Below are 18,265 nucleotides of genomic sequence, written 5' to 3' on the forward strand. Positions count from 1 at the left end.
ATTTTCTAACATCTCCGATCAGCGCCCTTCTTGCTACAGCATCTTCTGAAGACCATTCGATCAGTGCATAACCGTAGATTGTTTTTTTTGCGTTTGTCACCCTAACAGTAACAACACGAGTTGAATGGGCCGGAATATCAAATTCTTCAACTCCTGCACTTATATGAGTAGAGCTTCCGGAATTATTACCTGAGAGAACAATCAAATACTGTGGAACTTCATAACCATCATGATCATAGGGAGTAACTTTGCACTTTAAATTGCTGCTAGTAATATTACTCAAATAAATATTGGTCCGGTAAAATTTCTTACTGTTATCCCAAAACGTCATAAACGGAACCGTGATTCCACCCTGCGGAACAAAAGTTCCCTGCGCAAACACACTACTGCACATCAAAACCACCATTACTGCGGACATCAGGCCCGCGCGAATCAGTTTCATCATCTGTTTTCTCCTTTAGTGATTAATTAAATTAAAACATAACCTAATCTCTAATCGGACATCCTTCTTATAAATTTATGTTCTCTGTGATACAATTCTCAATTAATACTAATTGAATGTATTTAAAATGAGGAAACACAAAGCAGACATTGGCCTTTGACAACGAAAGCCATTTGCGGCAAATTCCGGATATTAGATATCAACCCCTCAAGGAGATACCATGAGCGAAACTATTGAAGAATTGACCATACATTACGAAGAAGACGGCCAAGTAATCGTCAAGGAACTGGACAAGGCCGTGCTGACCAAAGGCGCATGGACCACCATCATGTTCCGTTATAAGCAGTTGGACCGCAAAAGCGGTGAATACGGCAAAGACATGTACACCATCCGCCGTTTCCGCAAGATGAAAGGCGAATACCGCCCGCAGTCCAAATTCAATATTTCCAGCCCGGATCAGGCCCGTAAGATCATTGATGCCCTTGAAGGCTGGATCAAGGATGTTGAAGCTTAATTTCCGCTAATCAATATTGCCGCAGGGCAATAAAAAAACTCCGCCCGGATAACCGGACGGAGTTTTTTATTCACCCAAAACAGCAAACCTGCCGTGGCTTACTCTTCAAAAAATTCACCATAATATTCAAATACGCCGGGATAATACTTTAAAACCATCCCCCGGTATTCTCCACTTTCCTTCAATTCGGCAAAAAAACTATTGAATTCTCGCAAAAGTTCCGGGGAATCCTTGCGGAAAGCAACCCCCATGCGTTGCTCTTCTGATACCGGTCCAAGTACTCTAAACACCCCTTTCCATTTGCTTAAAGCAACAAGAGCATTCGGCACATCAATCAAAGAAACATCTACCAATCTTTTAAGCAAAGCCGGGGCAAGATCATCCAAAGATCCTGGAAAATCATACACTCTGGCTGCAACACGATCAATTCCATATAGTTCGGGTGCTATACAAGTTTTCGCCTTGCCCATGACAAGCTGACCTTTAAGCAGGGACTTAACTTCCCGAATCTTTACCTCAAGGCTCTTTTCACTCTCGACCGATTTGAGCGGAGAATCTGACAAAGCAATACACCAAACCTGAGTGGGAAATGTCGGATTAGAATAGTCAACTATCTTCTCGCGCCATTTAAGGATGGTCAGCCCGGTGGCAATAACATCCCCCCTGATCTCTGCCCGGCCGAGAAGTTTGACATCGTCACCAACGGGATAAATATGGCTTCCGGTCAGATCCCCGAACACTCTGGCCCAGTTGGATTGCACGAATTCGTAACGGACACCCAAATGACGGGCAAAACGCTGCATGAGTTCCACATCAAGCCCGGATTGCTGCAGCGTAACAAATTTTGCATAAGGGATACCGAGATGGCGCAACACCCCTCTCTTTTTGAAATCTTCCAGTTCAGACGCCAAAACACGCGCAGCTGCAATTGAAAAAAACAACGCAAATGCACAGAAAAAACTAAAACACAGCACTAATTTTCTAGACCGCTTCGCCCGAACATCTGTCAAACCCCAGCCCCTCCTGCAACTCTATACTAAATATTGTTGCTAACACCTTACCCCCGAAACAGACCGCAACAAAAATTCACACTTTAGAAACACACAAAGCACTATAAACAAACCTACCTGTTAAGTGCAATGGACTAAGCATCAATTTACGGTATACGCCCCGCCGGGCTCAACTTTCTGTACAGTGGAATTTGAAATGGTAAACCAAAGAAATTCACTGAATTTAGCCCCTACCTCATTCTTTTCACTGTAAGTACACCCGACCAGCCAACCGGCATCAGTGTAATAACAGTCAGTAGCAGAATCCATCTGCAATGATTCAGGATACATAGAATTTTCACGCAAATATCTTTCGACTTCAGGGTAAAATTTACGATCAGCTGAAAGCTGCGGTTTAGGACCGAATTTCTCCAACTCTTTCATAAAAGCTGCATACTTTTCCCGGTAACGCTCATATTTGCTTTTATAAAGTTTCTCTCCGGGGTTGAGCTGTATCAACTCTTCGTAAATATCCATATTGGCCTTAAAGTCACGCACCGGAAGGGCCTGCGCCTGAGCATACAACTTTCGCTCCAGCTTTTTACGCAATTTTTTATCGTATCCCTTTAATTCCTTGCTATACTTTCTGTTCGCGGGGTCCAGATCAGCCAGTTCAGCATAATATTTGGCAAGATCGGCATAATTCCACTTGGAGGTCCTATCAATGCGATCAAGAAGATCTTTTTCCGTGGCAAGTTGAATCATGGCCCTCAATTCATCATTCATGAGTTCCTTGTTCTGCTCGGCCACGGTCAAAGCTGTCTCCGCATTACCGGTTTCAATAAGCCTTTTCATGGCTTCGATAACCTTGGCCCTTTGCCCATCATTTTTTTCCGTAAGGATACGCTCCTGTTCAACCCTGTTCTGCTCGGTAATTCGGGCTTTTTCCTCGGCAATGGACTGCTGCACAGTAAAAATAGTGTACCCGGCAGCAATAAGGAGAATCCCCCCGACAATACTGCCCAGTAAAATCTTCCGCGACTTAATGAATTCTTTAATGGTTTCCATGTTCATGGCAGCAAAGATACGGATAGGACTTTTACCCGTCAACATAACATCTACCCAAACCTCTTTTTTTATTTTCCGCTCTAAACAATTCTTAAGGTAGGCCGATATGATCCATATGGAAGGAAAACGGTCATGCAAATAAACGCATCAGCATTAAAAAGCAATTACGGAGCTCCGACATTACTGGACAATGGTTCTCCGCTTTTGGGCGGGAGCCGAACTTCAGGCGTAAGAGCGACGCGCCTGAATGTTTCGGCCTCGCCCGTAAATACTGCTGACCAATTTGCAGAACTGATCGCTCAAAAGACCGTTAATCCGGACAAAACAAGCAAAAATCAGAAAGGGGCCGAGGGAGATGTTCAAAATCCCAAGGACCCTTCTGATCTGGCCGGAGCACTCGCCAACGCAGCCGACTTCATCGAAGGTAAATTCGGACACGAAGCCGCAACCGCATTCAAAGGTATTGTCATCGCTAATTCAGGGGACCAGATCACTGAAGATTCCCTTAGCAACGGCTTGTTGAAATCAATCCAGTTTATTGACCGCAATTTCGGCTTTGCCGCCGGGGATCAGGTCATGGATAATTTCAACTCCAACCTTAACAACACCATGAATGAATACTTCGAAAACGGGCTGCAAGAGCACTTCTTTGCCGCCAGTCCGGACAGCGGAGTACAGACGACCCTGAAAAATACTTTTGCTCAGGTCAGCCAGCAATTTGGTGAAGATACTGCCGAGAACATTAAAAGCCTGATTGAAGAAGTACTTGAAGACGATGGAAAAAGTCTTGATTCCCTCAAGAAGGGACTTGATAAAGGTTTGTCCGAGGCAGAAAAAAATAATCCCGGAATCACCGACCTGACCGCTCCCCTTGCTGCCGGGGAAATCATGGACAAATTGCAATCCGGCAGCTCTTTTGCCGCGCCTGCTCCCGGCTCCGTACTGAATATTTCAGTATAACCAGCTCCCAACTCCCCCTTATCCCGCGGAAAACCGGGTTTAATTAGCCTTATTTACTATTCAAGACCATTTTTTTTTGCTAACAAAAGGAATCCAGTTCAATAAGCATTAAACGGAGGAGTAAGGATATGAGCTTTTTCTGGTTTTTCTTCGGCCTCGCAATGACTATTGCTGCAATTGCTTTTATTAAAGTCGGCAGCAACGAAGACTAGTTATTACGATTAACGGGTTGGCCCGTTACCATTTTTTAAAAGTCCGCTATATGCGGGCTTTTTTTATGCTCTACTTTCGGGTAATTATTCATAAGATTCTTGATACCCAAATAAACAATACGGACGGCTTGTGAGCAGACAAGAAATACTCAATCAGTTAAACAAACACAGCCACGCATGGCGGATTGTCCCCAGCTTCATCAAAAATGATCAGGGTAAACCTGAGTTTGAAATGCTGCTGGCAAATGCGGAAATGCAGGACCCCGGTACTGCCTCTCTTCATTTCCGGGAAACACGCTGCGGAGGATTCGAATACGCTTCCAGAGCATTTCTGCATGCCCATTTACAGCCAGGAGATCTCTTTATTGATGTGGGAGCCCATTTCGGACTCTACACTCTGACCGCTGCCAAAAAATTCCCGGACCAGATCAAGGTGCTTGCTATTGAACCGCACCCGGACAACCTGAAACGTCTGGCCATGTGGTGTGAATTTAACGAGTGCCAGCAAAATGTAAGGATCGCCCAATGTGCTGCTTCCTCGCAAAGAGGTCAGAGCGAGCTGATCCAGAACTCATCCATGGGCCACAGCCTTGTGCCACAACCGGGTAACCGCAGTCAGGGAAAACTGATTCCGGTCCGGCTGGAAACATTGGACAACATTGCCCGTCAGGCCGACCACATGGATTCCGAAGAACGTATTTTCCTGAAAATCGACACCGAAGGTCATGAACTGGCGACTCTCATGGGCGGGCTGGAGTTGCTGAAAACAGGCCGGGTAGCCGCCATCATCTGGGAGAAAGGACACTTCCACAATTCGGAAAAGGGCATCAAAGAATTTACTGCCATCATGGGGCTGCTGCGCGACATGGGCTACGAATCATACCGCTTCCCCCACGAAGACATGGGCGGGCCGCTTGTTCCCTATTCCCCAAGCCACGAACTGTGCAATGTCATCAGTATCGACAAATCGCTGACCCCGCTGCCCGTGTATGAACAGCCATGGACAGCACACGCGGTGATGTCCTCCAGCATGCGTCCCCCTGTTTCTGAAAATTTCATGATCGGTTTCACCCAGCAGCTAATCAAGGAAAAAAAAACCGACTGCGGACGCTGGTCCCGCTGGGATATGCTGGGCAGGGAAGCAGATTTACGGGCAGGCATGGCCGGACAGCTGGTCCCGGAAAACAGTTCTGTACTTGATGCCGGAGCCGGAATGCTGCTCCTGCGGGACTACATCCCGGAAAGCTGTTCTTACTTTCCGCTGGATATTGTGGCCCGCAACCGCAAAACCCTTGTGGCCGACCTCAATCAGCAACAATTTCCAGAACAAGACTTTGATGTAGTGTGCGCCCTGTTCCTGCTTGAATTCATCCACGAACCGCAACTATTCTTCGACTGGGCTTACAAACACACAAACAAACTCATATTTACCTACCATGCACTTCTGCCGGGCAAGGACGTCAGCAAGCGCAGAGGAGCTGGTTTTTTTAATGACTTCAATATCAATGAACTGAAACTCATGGCCGAAAAATCAGGCTGGAAGAAAATCCTGATCACCGACATCACTTTTGGTCAGGCTTGCTTTGAATGTTTAAAATAAGGACAGGATATGAAAATTTATTCATGGAACGTTAATGGATACCGGGCGGTAATCAAAAAGAACTTCAACGAATGGTTCGACCAGAGCAACGCGGATGTGGTCATGATTCAAGAAACCAAGGCCCATCCTGACCAGATTCCCGAAAAGAACCGCGACCTCGAAGGATATGAATCGTTCTGGAACTGGTCCAAAGTAAAAAAAGGATACTCCGGCACAGCCTGCTTCACCCGCCAGCCGGTCCTTTCCCACTCTTTCGGCCTTGTGGATGAAAAATTCCAAGGCGAAGGACGGGTCGTGCTCATGGAATACGACCAGTTCTACCTTTTTAATATATACTATCCCAACGGTCAGATGAATGAAGAACGCCTTGAATACAAAATGGGATTTTACGACAGCTTTCTGGAATATGCAGAAGAACTGCGCAAAAAAAAGCCCATTGTGGTCGGCGGGGATTTTAATACTGCACACACGGAAATAGATCTCAAAAACCCCAAAGCCAACTCGGAAAGATCAGGTTTCCTGCCCAGTGAGCGGGCCTGGATCGATAAATTCATTGAGCATGGCTATGTGGATACCTTCAGGATGTTTGATGACAGTCCCGGTAAATATTCGTGGTGGAGCTACCGCTACAATGCCCGCAAAAATAACGCCGGATGGCGCATTGACTACTTCTTTGTTTCCGAAGAATTGAGAGACAACGTAAAAAATGCTTGGATCGAATCTGATGTAATGGGTTCCGACCACTGCCCCGTCGGTATTGAATTACTCTTCCCTTAATCACAAAAAGGCGGACTTCGGTCCGCCTTTTACTTTTCCATAATTAACAACATTTACCAGAACCCTACCATTAAAAATCTAGTCTCCTTCCATAAAATATTATATAGTTTAAACTATTGGGGTTGGATGCTGTAAGTTATTACATATGCTTACAATTAAAGAACTGACAAATTCCAATAGTGCACACTTCTTACCGGACGGAGGTTTATATGTTTAAAAACATGCGGATAGGCACCAAAATAGCACTAAGTATCAGCGCATTGATGATCGTGATATTTGTAGCATTCACCAGCCTGATTGTGAGCAAAGCAAGAGAATCCTCCATCCAGCAGGCCCAAAATCTTGCAGGCGAAATGGCTGGCAGATACGGGAATGAAGTAAAAGGCATCATTGAAAAGGCACTTGACGTATCATGGGCAGGTGCTGCCGCCATGAAAAGCATCACGGACTTCAAAAGCAATGTAGACCGTGAGATGGTAAACGATTTAATTAAAACACTCACCGAAGCTAACTCCATGTTTTTCGGAACCCAGATTGTAATCGAAGCCAATGAACTCGACGGCTTGGATAACTATTTTGTCGGCAATGAAAAATACGGACCCAAAGGGGAATACGGACAGTACGGATGGTATGACGGCGGCACATGGAAGCTTGCTGAAATGCACAAAAATGACCCCAACAACACCCGCGCCTGGTACATGGTACCGCGTGATACCCAAAAGGCCGTCCTGACTGAACCATATACCACAACAGTTGTCCCCGAAGTTATGGCCACGGTAAGTGTGCCCATCCTCAAAAAAGGCAGATTCATCGGGGTAGTCGGTATCGACTTTGTTCTCGGTGCCTTTGAAAAGATGGTTAAGGACATCCGCCCCATGGAAACGGGCTACGCCTTCATTGCCTCCAACAAAGGGTACTGTGTAGCCCACCCGGACAAAGAAATTGTCACCAAAAGCATTACCGAGGCTTTCCCGGATGCAGACCGCAGAGATATCCTAAACGCCATTGAAAACGGAAAGCCTTACCACAAGACCATAGTTTCTCCCAAAACCGGGAAAGAATACTATTACATATTCGCACCTGTTGTTATCAGCGGGACCTCAACACCATGGTCAATCGGGCTAGCTATCCCCACTGACAAGATTTACGCCGAAGCCAACAGCTTCTTCAAACTAATTGTCACTATTTCCTTACTTGCTATCGTACTGGTCATAGGTGTGGTTCTACTTATTGCCCGCAGCATCTCCAAGCCTATCGGCATCATGGTTGATGACGCGCAGGCAATTGCGGCCGGTAATTTCGAGGCAAAAATGGACCGAAGTCTTTTTGGTGGCGAACTGCTGACCTTGCACGATGCCCTGCGCTCCATGGTCGACAACCTCGTAAAATTTATCTCCACCGCTGAAGAAAAATCCAAAGAAGCTGAACTGCAAACCGAAGCGGCGAACAAGGCCCTTAAAGAAGCAAGTCAGGCCAAAGAAGAAGCCGAACGGGCCAAGGCCGATGGAATGCTTCAAGCCGCAAGACAGCTTGAGGGCATTGTTGAGCAGGTAACTTCCGCTTCCGAAGAACTTTCATCCCAGATTGAAGAATCCGCACGCGGGTCAGAAACCCAACGCGAACGTACTTCCGAATCAGCAACCGCCATGGAACAAATGAACGCTTCCGTACTGGAAGTTGCCCAGAATGCTTCACAGGCCGCAGAAAGCGCACTTGATGCCAAGAAAAATGCTGAAGACGGCGGGAAAATTGTTGCCGATGTGGTTTCCTCTATTGACTCAGTCAACACAGCTGCCACAAAAATGGTCAGCGGACTAAACGAATTGGGATCGCAGGCAGAAGGCATCTCACAGGTCATTACTGTGATCACCGACATTGCTGACCAGACCAACCTTCTGGCTCTGAACGCAGCAATTGAAGCAGCCCGAGCAGGCGAAGCTGGGCGCGGATTTGCGGTTGTAGCAGATGAAGTCCGCAAGCTGGCGGAAAAAACAATGCAGGCCACTCAGGAAGTCGAGCAAGCTGTTCACTCCATTCAGGGTGAAACCCGCAGAAACATCGATGAAATGAACAATGCTGCAAATATGGTCTCCAAGAGTACCGATTTCGCAGGACAGGCAGGTGAAAGCCTTAAAACCATTGTTGAAAATGTGGAATCCACAGCGGATCAGGTTCGAGCCATCGCCACCGCCAGTGAAGAACAATCCGCAGCCAGTGAGCAGATCAACCGTGGAACCGACGAGGTAAACCGCATTGCCATGGAAACAGCTGAAGCAATGCACCAGTCCATGACCGCAGTTTCCGACCTTGCAAGACTCTCAGGAGATTTGCAAAACCTCATTGAAGAGCTCAAAGACGTTTAAAATTAGACTACAAAAAAAGGCATAAAACAGAAATGGCTTCTCCATAGCGGGAAGCCATTTCTGTTTTATACAGTGCTTCAACATGCAATTTAGAATTATGGCAATTAAATTTTCAAGAGCACGCTTTACAATAAAACACGAAAAATGATAATCACAATGCAATTAACTAAAGGAGTTTTCAACACCGTAACGACAGGGACACTCTTCAACCGCTCGGGAGGAATGATGAAAAATATGATTTTAGCTTTGGCACTGGTTCTTCTACCCACTCTTTGCTTTGCAGGCCCCATGGAAGACTTTGTGGAGGAATGCACAAAAGCTACAAAAAATGAAACTGCATGCATGAAAATTTATGCTGACGCAATGAGCAGTCATATCTTCGACGGAGCTAACTTTTCGGCCGGACAAAGAGTAAAGTGTGGAGCAGGCCTTGAACTTCGTGTTGCTGCCCATGCCTGTGAATTCCTACCTATCGGCGGGGGAGCCTGCGTTGAAGCAGCCAAACGCCAATGCGCCCGTATGTGCAACGGCTGTCCGTCAATTGCTGATAGATTTTGTCGATCCGATCTGCCCCTCACGGATATGATCAAGCAGATTAAGAATGGTGAATTCGCTTGCACCCAATAACTGAACACCTCATTGGGCAACAGAGAACCTCAAGACCCTAATATAATTCAAAAAAGCTGGCGAAATGAATTTTCGTCAGCTTTTTTTTGGTAAAAAGCCATTTTTTACTTGAAATCGATTCTCAAGTTCATTAGAAATGTCTTCAGGCAAACACAACAAACAGGAGATATACCATGACCCAGACAGCCAGTATTTCTTCACTGAACAAAAAAAACTTTCTGAGAAAAGCATTTAAAAGCTTCGGCAGTTCCGGCGGAAAAAAGACGAAGGTAGCAGACAACCCTCCCTTTCCGGTCCCCGACAAAGGCAAAGATTAACCCGGCCCAGTATTGGCCATGCTGAGCTCAGACATTTCTGAATTTTCCTGAAAGAAAATAAATAAGCGGAGTATAAAAATGGCAGATGTTATCAGAGAAGCAGCACGCATGCGACGGCAATATGGTTGGAAAACATATCTTATTAAATTTAAAGACTACTACTCATACACTTTTGACCCCAGTCTTTTCCCGGATTTCGAATTGCTTGGTGAAGTAGGAACCGATGGAGCGATTATCCCCTCCTCCAAGGTAAAATAAAACAACCCCAAAACTCTCCCAAGGTTGTGACACCCTAACTTGAACCCAACTTCACCCTCCCGGCTTCGTACCTCTCCCCGTAGACGAAGCCGGGACTCTTTTTTTAACAACTAATCTCCTGCACATTCACCGGAGACAGTGTCTCCAATTCTGTCAAAAACTTCTTTCAATGCTTCGGGAATAGCTTCCCCGCCACTTAAAAGTTCTTCCACTTCTTCTGGGGAAAGACCAGCCGATTCAGCAATAGCAAAAATTTTGTCCGATATTTCAGTCTTATTCATAACTCTCTATTTACACTCCTGACACTGAATTTGCAAAAAATGATTTTCCGACAAAAACGAAACTGGACATCAAGAAAAGATGGCTCTATTAAGGCAATCGTCTGCCCCGAACAGAAAAGGTTCAGGTCAGCAGACGACAAAATCATTTTTCTGGAGCTAACATGCTGGACAACTTGAGCATTGTACTTTTCGGTACCAAATATCCTGAGAACGTAGGGTCATCGGCCCGGGCCATGACGAATATGGGTTGCAACAACCTGACTTTAGTACGCCCTGCATCATGGGACATGGACAAGGCTCTACCATTAGCAACAGTTAAAGCCCGCGATATTGTGGAAAAAGCAGTGGTTGCTGACGATCTTTCCGAAGCCTTGAAAGGACAGACAAGAGTATACGGCACGACTGCACGCACAGGCGGCTGGCGCAAAGGGGTTATGACCCCGTCCAGCGCAGCCCCGCTTATGGTTGAGCAGCTTCGGGCAGGTGAAAAAGTCGCCGTGGTATTCGGCCCTGAAGACAGAGGTCTGACCAACGACGAAACCCAGCTCTGTTCAAGACTGATCAACATTCCCACCAGCCGGGACAACAGCTCCCTGAACCTTTCTCAGGCTGTGCTTATCATTTTGTATGAATGTTTTAAAAACGCGCTGGACAAGCCCTTCACCCCGGCTGGCCCGCCCGAAGAACGCTCCACCTCATTTGAAGAGCAGGAAATTCTTGCTTCCAACCTGCAAGAGACCCTGCTGGCAATAGACTTTCTGAAAGCCGATAACCCGGACTACTGGATGATGCCGGTCCGAAGATTCATGTCTAAACTTGATATCAAACGCAACGAATTCAACCTGCTCATGGGAATCTGCCGCCAGATCAAATGGATAGCCGGGCAGGCAAACAAAAAATAATCAGATTGCCAGCTCAGCCCCTTCTCAATTTTGAGAAAGAGCGATACAATAAATTCAAATTCAGATCCGCGGAGCCTGTACATGACTGAAAAAAATACCATTCAAGATCTCAGTGGAGTTTTTTCCCGCCAGAGAATCGCCAAGGTCGGAACCGGAACTACCACCCGCCGTGTGGCCCAGATCGGTTACTATTTTGTTGAACAAATGGCCGAAGACCTTTTTCAGGTCCGTCCTTTAAACAGTAATTTCGTTCCTACTGGTGACCCCGAAGGAGTCACCCGTGACGAACTTCTGGAAGCATACACCCCGGAACCTGAAATGTATCACAAACAGGTTCTGCCCAATATGAAAAACTTGCAGAAAACCCTCGCCCGCGCAGACCGTCTCCGCCAGCAAGGAAATTCCTTCAGTGCTGAGATGGAATACACCAACGCTATCAAAGTTGATGAACTGAACGTGCGCGGCAACTTCGGAGTAGGACTCTGCCTTATGCAGAGAGGGGAAACTGACCGGGCCAACGATGTTTTTGCCCGACTTGTTTCCATGGATGCCCCATTCGCGCCCGAACACAAACACATGTTCAATGATTTCGGCATCAACTTGCGCAAATCAAAAATGATTCCGCAAGCTATCGAATATTATTCCAAAGCCATTGCCCTCAGCCCGGAGGATGAACACCTGCGCTACAATCTCGCCCGTGCATATTTCGAAGACAAGCAGTACGAAAAAGTACGTGAAGAACTGGCCAAGTGTTTGGAACTTAACCCTGAATTTGAGGAAACCAAGAAATTTGTCGCTTATCTGGACAAAAATAAGCTAGGCTGATCCCAAAAAAAACATTATAGAGTTCCAATGAACTCCATCAAAGGCTTCATTGTAGCAGGAACACATAGCGGTTGCGGTAAGACCTCAGTAACACTGGGACTTATGGCTGCGCTCTCACGTCGTAATATCAAAGTCCAGCCCTTCAAGACCGGGCCGGACTTCATTGATCCGGGACACCACTCCCGTGCCGCAGGACGGACCTGCCACAATCTGGATGGCTGGATGCTTTCCGGCAAAATCCTGCGCGATATTTTCTCTCGCTATTCACAGGATGCTGACGCCTGCATTGTTGAAGGCGTCATGGGGCTTTACGATGGCTATTCCGCGCTGGATGAAACCGGCTCCACTGCCCATCTTTCCAAAGAACTGAACCTGCCGGTAATCCTGGTTGTTGATGCCGGGTCCATGGCCCGTTCCGCAGCTGCGCTGGTGCAGGGATTCTGTAATTTTGATCCTGAAACCCCTGTGGCAGGGGTTATCTTCAACCGAGTAGGAAGCAGCAACCACGCCCAGATCCTAACCGAAGCCATATCTCTTACAGATGTACCTCTTGTGGGTTGCCTGCCCCGACGCGAGGAAATAGCCACGCCCTCCCGCCATCTGGGACTTGTAACCCCGGAACACCTTGAAGACCTCGAGTTCAAGTACAATGCTCTTGCGGACTGGGTGGAGGAAAACCTCGATCTGGATCAAATAATTGAAGCCCTGCCGGATATCCCCTTGCCCCCCCGTTTTGATGAAGTTCCCATGATCCCCCGCACCAGAATCGGGATTGCGCAGGATGATGCCTTTTCATTTTACTACGAGGAAAACCTGCGCTTGCTGCGAGAAGCCGGGGCCGAACTGATCCCCTTCTCCCCCATAGAAGACAAAGCCCTGCCCGAAGGAATTTCCGGCCTTTATTTCGGTGGTGGCTACCCGGAACTGGCAGCCTTTGATCTAGCCCAGAACACCAAGCTGCGCCGGGCAATTGCTGAATTTTCCGCAGCAGGACATCCGATATATGCAGAATGCGGCGGTTTCATGTATCTCATGGAATCCATTTGCAAAGACGATCGTGTCTTCCCCATGTGCGGGATTTTCCCCTTCCGCAGTGCAATGCAATCCCGTTTCCAGTCTCTTGGGTACCGCGAAGTTGAATTATCCCATGACACTATCCTCGGCCCGGCAGGAACTATAGTCCGGGGACATGAATTTCACTATTCCGCATTGGAAGATATGCCGGAAAATACGCAAAAATCATATCAGGTGACCTGCAAGAAAAAAATCTCCGCAAGCGAAGGGTTTGTCGCCAACAGCAACACACTGGGAAGCTACATTCATCTTCATTTTGCAAGTAATCCGCAGGTTGCGAAGAATTTTGTAGAAGCCTGCGTAGCCTCTTCCCGCGCGGAAGATATTTAAATAGACTGCATTTACTCCAAAACGGGCAACTCAATGCAGAAGTACATCATGCACATAGACATGGACGCTTTTTTCGCGTCTGTGGAACAGCTGGATAACCCTGAACTACGTGGCAAACCTGTAGGGGTTGGTTCCCTGCACGAACGCTCGGTGCTCAGTGCGGCCTCCTACGAAGCCCGTAAGTTCGGAGTCCGCTCAGCTATGCCCGTGCATCAGGCTCTGAAACTCTGTCCACAATTGCAGGTAGTTTCCGGGAGCAGGCATAGATATAAAGATATTTCGCGCAAGGTAATGGAAGTGCTCTCCAACTACTCTCCGGTAGTAGAACAGGCTTCCATTGACGAAGCCTACATCGACATAACCGGAACAGAGAAGCTGTTCGGTACCCCGCTGCAAATTGCCCAATCCATCAAAGACGACATCCGTAAAGCCACCGGACTGACTGCTTCTGTAGGCATTGCCCCGGTAAAATTTCTGGCAAAAATAGCCTCCGACCTCAATAAGCCGGACGGAATTTCCATTATCGAAGCTGATCAGGTACAGGATTTCCTGAAAACCATGCCGGTGGAAAAAATTCCCGGTGTAGGCAAAAAAGCCCTGCCTCGCTTACGTTCCTACGGCATCACCTATGCTGCCGACCTACGCCGCTACCCTCCTGAATTTTGGAAGAATCATTTTGGAGAGCGAGGACTTGTTCTCTATGACAAAGGCGCGGGTATCGATCCCACCCCAGTTACCAAAGGGCAAGGCATGAAATCCTCCAGCGCTGAGAATACCTTCGGCGAGGATGTTTCAGATATCCATACCTTGAAAACCCTGCTGCTCAAGCAGTCCGAACGCATTGCAGCAGACATCAGGCGACACGAGGTCAAAGGGCGGACCATCACCCTGAAAATTAAATTTCCCGATTTCCGCCAGATCACCCGCAGCCGGACCCTTGATTCACGTACCTCCCATGGCGGAACAATTTTTAAAACCGCATGCGGATTACTGGATGCGGAACTGCCAATCGGCAAAATCCGGCTGATTGGTGTCGGCATTTCTAATTTTGAGGACCGCAACAGGCAGCTTTCCCTGCTGGATGATCCGCAAAAGCCGCTGGAGAACAAAAGACTGGACCAGCTGGACAAAGCCGTGGATCAGGTCCGCCTCAAATTCGGTAAGGATATCCTGACCCGGGGGAGGCTGCTTGAAGATGAGTAAAACCCAGCTCCGTGAGGGCTACACCACGGGATCATCCGCCACCGGGGCAGCCATGGCTGCCATCCGGGTTCTGCTTGGCACCGAGCCTCCTGAACAAATAGAAATCCCCCTCCCGGTCAAAGGAACCTTGAATATTCCTATCTCCCGGGTGGAAAAAGAAAACGGATACGCACGCGGTGTGGTCATCAAAGACGGCGGAGATGACCCGGACGCAACCCACGGACATGAAATCCACGCAGTGGTGGAAATCAACGAAGCGGACTCACTGCGGATAGAAGTAGAAGGCGGCGTTGGCGTTGGGAGAGTAACCTTACCGGGACTGCCCGTACCTGTCGGCGAAGCGGCCATCAATCCCGTGCCCCGCAAACAGATCATTGCCGGAGCCATCAAGGCGATCAACGAAACAGCGCCGGATTTTTCAAGACTGGTCAAGATAACCATCGAAGTGCCGCAGGGCGAAACAATTGCTAAAGAAACCATGAACGCACGGCTGGGCATTCTGGGAGGGATATCCATACTGGGCACCCAAGGAATTGTGCGCCCCTTTAGCCATGCTTCGTGGAAAGCATCAATCGCCCAGTCTTTAAACGTGGCCCGGGCCAGTGGTCTGGATGAAATAGTCTTCACAACCGGAAGACGCAGCGAACAATTTTATCTGGAACAATTTCCCGAAACTCCGTCTATCGGTGTGGTGCAGGCTGCTGATTTTTTCAAATTTTCCATGCAGCAGGCCAGACTGAAAGAGATGCGCACGGTACGTTGGTCCATATTCATCGGTAAGCTGGTCAAACACGCCATGGGGTTCCCTTACACCCATGCCAAAGACTGGGCCATTGATTTTGACCTTCTGGCCGACTGGTGCGCGGAACTAGGCATGCCGGAGGAATTGACAGAAAAAAACCGGGCCGCAATAACGGCCCGGCATATATATGAAATGGTCCCCGAAGAATCGCGCATGGCTTTCATCCGTATGCTGGTCCGTAAAGCACACGAAAGTGCCTGTGGATTCAGCGGGAACTCGGAGGTAGCAATAAAGTACTTCCTCTTTGATTTTGAGGGCAAAATGATCTATTCCCCCGAAAATCAGAAATAATCTTCTTCATCATCATGGTCGCCGAGGGTATAGAGTACGTAAACTCCCACAGCACCGGCGAGCAAGGCCACCACATAAAAAGGGGTGCAGCGATTTTCTGTACCGGCTGTATAATTGTTAACCTCGTACTCGATGCGCATGTTGCCCATAATGTCATTTACATCGGACATGGTTTTTCCGGCCAGCATGGGAGCGGTGAGGGAGAATCCGTAGAAAGCAGTAAGAATGGAGCCGACCAAAAGGGCTATGGCAATTAACCTTTTCATATGTCATCACCTCCGCAAAAAGTATGGAAGGGTTCAAAATCATAATAACAGATTCTTATTTTTTTGGTAACTAATATTAAAATAAATTTCATAATTGAAATCTTCCTTTAATATCCAAGCAATACATTGTATGAAACATAACATGATACATCCCCTGCAAATAATCGGACTCCATCCGGGCAGTCTGACCCCAACATCAGAAGCAGCCAAAGCCATTTCCAAAGCCGACATACTCAGCGGAGGCAAAAGGCTGTTGGAAGCATTTCCAAAATTCAATGGAAAAAGAATCCCTTTCAGTTCCCCGGTAAAGGAATACGCAAAAACTCTTAAGCAATTGCTGACAGACGGGAAAAAAGTTGTCCTGCTGGCGGATGGAGACCCCCTACTCTTCGGCATTGCCGCATCTCTCATTCCTCTGCTGGGAGCGGAGAACGTATCCATCACCCCGGCGCTTTCCACAGTTCAAGTCGGTGCGGCAAGACTGGGGTGCATCTGGAAGGACTTTGAAATCATTTCCCTGCACGGCAGAGATAACTTTTCCCCGCTTTTCGGGGCTATGCAGCGCAAGAAAGATTGCGCAGTATACACGGATCAAACAAATACCCCGCAAGCCATCGCCAAGCAATTGGTAGAAAAAGGGGTTGATAATTATTCCATGGCCGTACTGGCCCAGCTTGGTACCCCCGAAGAGAAAATAACCCAAGCCAGACCGGAATCTTTCCTGAATTTCATATGCGCAGACCTGAACATAATCATCCTTACTGCTGAAAACAAAAAAAACAGCACCCCGCTCTTCGGACGCGAAGACGATTCATTCACAAGGGAAAAAGGTTTGATCACCAAGCTCCCGGTCCGTTCCGCCGGAATTGCACTGCTGAACCTCAGAGCTGGACAAACCGTTTGGGATCTCGGTGCGGGTTGCGGCTCGGTTGCTATCGAGGCTTCATTCATCACCACCGATTCCCGTTTTTATGCCGTAGAAAAAAAGATTGAACGAACTGAAATGATCAAAGAAAACATCCGTAAATTCCGGGCCTGGTCTGTGGAACCCATCTGCGGGGCCATGCCCCAATCACTGGAAGACCTCCCGGACCCGGAGCGTATTTTCATGGGCGGAGGCATCGGGCGCGACGACTCGGTTATTCGCGAAGCAGCCAAACGCCTAAAACCGGGCGGCAGACTTGTGGTTCACGCCATTCTCATGGGCAGCATCCAGCGCAGCCGCGACCTATTCGAAGAACTGGGCTGGAACTGGCAGTCCATGCAGATTCAAGCTTCAACTTCAGATAAACTGGCCGGGGACATTCGCTACAAGGCGCACAACCCGGTAACCATACTCTGGGCCGACAAGCCCGAAGGATAATTCATGAGTAAAGTATATTTCATCGGAGCCGGACCCGGCGATCCGGAACTGATTACTGTAAAAGGCCAGCGCATCATCCGTGAAGCAGGACTCATCCTCTATGCCGGATCACTGGTTCCTGAAGCTGTAATTGCTGAAGCACGCAAAGACGCGCGCATTGAAAATTCCGCATCCATGTCTCTTGAAGAAACCGACCGCATCATGCAGGAACATGCCGCCAAAGGTGAAATCGTGGCCCGGGTGCATACCGGAGACCCTTCCCTTTACGGGGCGGTACAGGAACAGGCCCGTTTGTTGGAAGCGGCAGGAATCGAATATGAAATCATTCCCGGCGTAACTTCGGCCTGCGCAGCTGCGGCAGCATCCAGCGCATCCTTCACCGTTCCCGGAGGAACCCAGACCCTGATCCTGACCCGCATGGCCGGGCGGACCCCGGTGCCGGAATCAGAAAGCCTGCAAAAACTGGCCTCCCATAATTCAGCCATGGCCATCTACCTTTCAGCAGGAAACCCCATGGGCATTCAGGAACAGCTTCTTGCAGGAGGTATGGAACCGTCCACTCCGGTTATCCTCGGCTACCGCATCGGCTGGCCAGAAGAAAAGTCAGTACCGACCACCCTTGAAAAACTGGCCGAAACAGCGGAGCAAAACAATTTTACACGGCAGACCATTTTTATGATTCTGCCCGGAAAGGACACTAACAGCGAATCCCTACTTTATGATTCAGGATTCAGCCATATGTTCCGCAAAGAAGACACTTAATCACGCAAAAGCATAGCACTCCTGCGACTACAGTGGTAA

Annotated in this window: 18 protein-coding genes; 14 read left to right on the forward strand and 4 right to left on the reverse strand. The window is 48.1% G+C overall.

Translation table 11 applies throughout. The features are described 5' to 3' along the window. Positions 1–445: hypothetical protein (locus D0S45_19460; GenBank protein ID TIH11701.1), on the reverse strand; the 445-nt coding region annotated here is incomplete at its 3' end. 217 nt (positions 446–662) lie between these two features. On the opposite strand from D0S45_19460, the gene D0S45_19465 reads away from it, so the two are divergent. Next, on the forward strand, positions 663–956 hold the full coding sequence (locus D0S45_19465) for a hypothetical protein (protein ID TIH11702.1): 294 nt from the start codon (positions 663–665) through the stop codon (positions 954–956). 98 nt (positions 957–1,054) lie between these two features. Here the strand turns inward: D0S45_19465 and D0S45_19470 are convergent, their stop codons facing one another. Then, positions 1,055–1,897 (reverse strand): ABC transporter substrate-binding protein, encoded by an 843-nt coding sequence (locus D0S45_19470; protein ID TIH11703.1) that lies wholly within the window; start codon positions 1,895–1,897, stop codon positions 1,055–1,057. A gap of 210 nt (positions 1,898–2,107) precedes the next feature. Then, positions 2,108–3,055, reverse strand: a complete 948-nt coding sequence (locus tag D0S45_19475; protein ID TIH11728.1) for a hypothetical protein — start codon at positions 3,053–3,055, stop codon at positions 2,108–2,110. A gap of 90 nt (positions 3,056–3,145) precedes the next feature. Here D0S45_19475 and D0S45_19480 point away from each other — a divergent pair, with 90 nt between their 5' ends. From D0S45_19480 to D0S45_19530, 11 genes are all read left to right on the forward strand, one after another. After that, a complete protein-coding gene (locus tag D0S45_19480; GenBank protein ID TIH11704.1) occupies positions 3,146–3,973 on the forward strand; it encodes a hypothetical protein in 828 nt (275 codons plus the stop codon). A 342-nt stretch (positions 3,974–4,315) separates the two neighbouring features. Next, positions 4,316–5,785, forward strand: coding sequence for an FkbM family methyltransferase (locus D0S45_19485; protein ID TIH11705.1), 1,470 nt, complete (start codon positions 4,316–4,318; stop codon positions 5,783–5,785). Positions 5,786–5,794: 9 nt separating this feature from the next. Beyond that, positions 5,795–6,562, forward strand: a complete 768-nt coding sequence (xth, locus tag D0S45_19490) for an exodeoxyribonuclease III (GenBank protein TIH11706.1) — start codon at positions 5,795–5,797, stop codon at positions 6,560–6,562. A gap of 209 nt (positions 6,563–6,771) precedes the next feature. Continuing rightward, positions 6,772–8,925 carry a HAMP domain-containing protein gene (locus D0S45_19495; GenBank protein TIH11707.1) on the forward strand — a complete coding sequence of 718 codons (2,154 nt, stop codon included), beginning with the start codon at positions 6,772–6,774 and terminating at the stop codon, positions 8,923–8,925. A 225-nt stretch (positions 8,926–9,150) separates the two neighbouring features. After that, positions 9,151–9,552, forward strand: coding sequence for a hypothetical protein (locus D0S45_19500; protein ID TIH11708.1), 402 nt, complete (start codon positions 9,151–9,153; stop codon positions 9,550–9,552). Between the two features lie 395 nt (positions 9,553–9,947). Beyond that, positions 9,948–10,127, forward strand: coding sequence for a hypothetical protein (locus tag D0S45_19505; GenBank protein ID TIH11709.1), 180 nt, complete (start codon positions 9,948–9,950; stop codon positions 10,125–10,127). 442 nt (positions 10,128–10,569) lie between these two features. Next, complete coding sequence (locus D0S45_19510) at positions 10,570–11,310, forward strand: RNA methyltransferase (protein TIH11710.1); 741 nt, start codon at positions 10,570–10,572, stop codon at positions 11,308–11,310. A gap of 81 nt (positions 11,311–11,391) precedes the next feature. Continuing rightward, positions 11,392–12,135 (forward strand): tetratricopeptide repeat protein, encoded by a 744-nt coding sequence (locus D0S45_19515; GenBank protein TIH11711.1) that lies wholly within the window; start codon positions 11,392–11,394, stop codon positions 12,133–12,135. 27 nt (positions 12,136–12,162) lie between these two features. Further along, the gene (locus tag D0S45_19520; GenBank protein TIH11712.1) at positions 12,163–13,539 is read left to right on the forward strand and encodes a cobyrinate a,c-diamide synthase; all 1,377 of its coding nucleotides are present in this window, start codon (positions 12,163–12,165) and stop codon (positions 13,537–13,539) included. A gap of 33 nt (positions 13,540–13,572) precedes the next feature. Beyond that, positions 13,573–14,742, forward strand: coding sequence for a DNA polymerase IV (locus D0S45_19525; GenBank protein ID TIH11713.1), 1,170 nt, complete (start codon positions 13,573–13,575; stop codon positions 14,740–14,742). Beyond that, a complete protein-coding gene (locus D0S45_19530; GenBank protein TIH11714.1) occupies positions 14,735–15,835 on the forward strand; it encodes a cobalt-precorrin-5B (C(1))-methyltransferase in 1,101 nt (366 codons plus the stop codon). The genes D0S45_19525 and D0S45_19530 overlap by 8 nt, the downstream gene beginning before the upstream one ends. Here D0S45_19530 and D0S45_19535 read toward each other — a convergent pair. Beyond that, positions 15,826–16,101: a hypothetical protein gene (locus tag D0S45_19535; GenBank protein ID TIH11715.1), complete on the reverse strand. Its 276-nt coding sequence runs from the start codon at positions 16,099–16,101 to the stop codon at positions 15,826–15,828. The genes D0S45_19530 and D0S45_19535 overlap by 10 nt on opposite strands. 130 nt (positions 16,102–16,231) lie before the next feature. On the opposite strand from D0S45_19535, the gene cbiE reads away from it, so the two are divergent. Both cbiE and cobM read left to right on the forward strand, forming a co-directional pair. Then, positions 16,232–17,464: a precorrin-6y C5,15-methyltransferase (decarboxylating) subunit CbiE gene (gene cbiE, locus D0S45_19540; GenBank protein TIH11716.1), complete on the forward strand. Its 1,233-nt coding sequence runs from the start codon at positions 16,232–16,234 to the stop codon at positions 17,462–17,464. A 3-nt stretch (positions 17,465–17,467) separates the two neighbouring features. Next, entirely contained in the window at positions 17,468–18,226 is a 759-nt protein-coding gene (cobM, locus tag D0S45_19545) for a precorrin-4 C(11)-methyltransferase (protein TIH11717.1), read from the forward strand. Positions 18,227–18,265 lie beyond the last annotated feature (39 nt).

This window comes from Marinifilum sp. JC120, from assembly GCA_004923195.1.
In the GTDB taxonomy this organism is placed as follows: Bacteria; Desulfobacterota; Desulfovibrionia; order Desulfovibrionales; family Desulfovibrionaceae; genus Maridesulfovibrio.

Coding starts and splice junctions, on each gene's coding strand:
- D0S45_19465 (TIH11702.1), top strand. CDS start 663: ATGAGCGAAACTATTGAAGAATTGACCATACATTACGAAGAAGACGGC.
- D0S45_19480 (TIH11704.1), top strand. CDS start 3,146: ATGCAAATAAACGCATCAGCATTAAAAAGCAATTACGGAGCTCCGACA.
- xth (TIH11706.1), top strand. CDS start 5,795: ATGAAAATTTATTCATGGAACGTTAATGGATACCGGGCGGTAATCAAA.
- D0S45_19495 (TIH11707.1), top strand. CDS start 6,772: ATGTTTAAAAACATGCGGATAGGCACCAAAATAGCACTAAGTATCAGC.
- D0S45_19500 (TIH11708.1), top strand. CDS start 9,151: ATGAAAAATATGATTTTAGCTTTGGCACTGGTTCTTCTACCCACTCTT.
- D0S45_19505 (TIH11709.1), top strand. CDS start 9,948: ATGGCAGATGTTATCAGAGAAGCAGCACGCATGCGACGGCAATATGGT.
- D0S45_19510 (TIH11710.1), top strand. CDS start 10,570: ATGCTGGACAACTTGAGCATTGTACTTTTCGGTACCAAATATCCTGAG.
- D0S45_19515 (TIH11711.1), top strand. CDS start 11,392: ATGACTGAAAAAAATACCATTCAAGATCTCAGTGGAGTTTTTTCCCGC.
- D0S45_19520 (TIH11712.1), top strand. CDS start 12,163: ATGAACTCCATCAAAGGCTTCATTGTAGCAGGAACACATAGCGGTTGC.
- D0S45_19525 (TIH11713.1), top strand. CDS start 13,573: ATGCAGAAGTACATCATGCACATAGACATGGACGCTTTTTTCGCGTCT.
- D0S45_19530 (TIH11714.1), top strand. CDS start 14,735: ATGAGTAAAACCCAGCTCCGTGAGGGCTACACCACGGGATCATCCGCC.
- D0S45_19535 (TIH11715.1), bottom strand. CDS start 16,101: ATGAAAAGGTTAATTGCCATAGCCCTTTTGGTCGGCTCCATTCTTACT.
- cbiE (TIH11716.1), top strand. CDS start 16,232: ATGAAACATAACATGATACATCCCCTGCAAATAATCGGACTCCATCCG.
- cobM (TIH11717.1), top strand. CDS start 17,468: ATGAGTAAAGTATATTTCATCGGAGCCGGACCCGGCGATCCGGAACTG.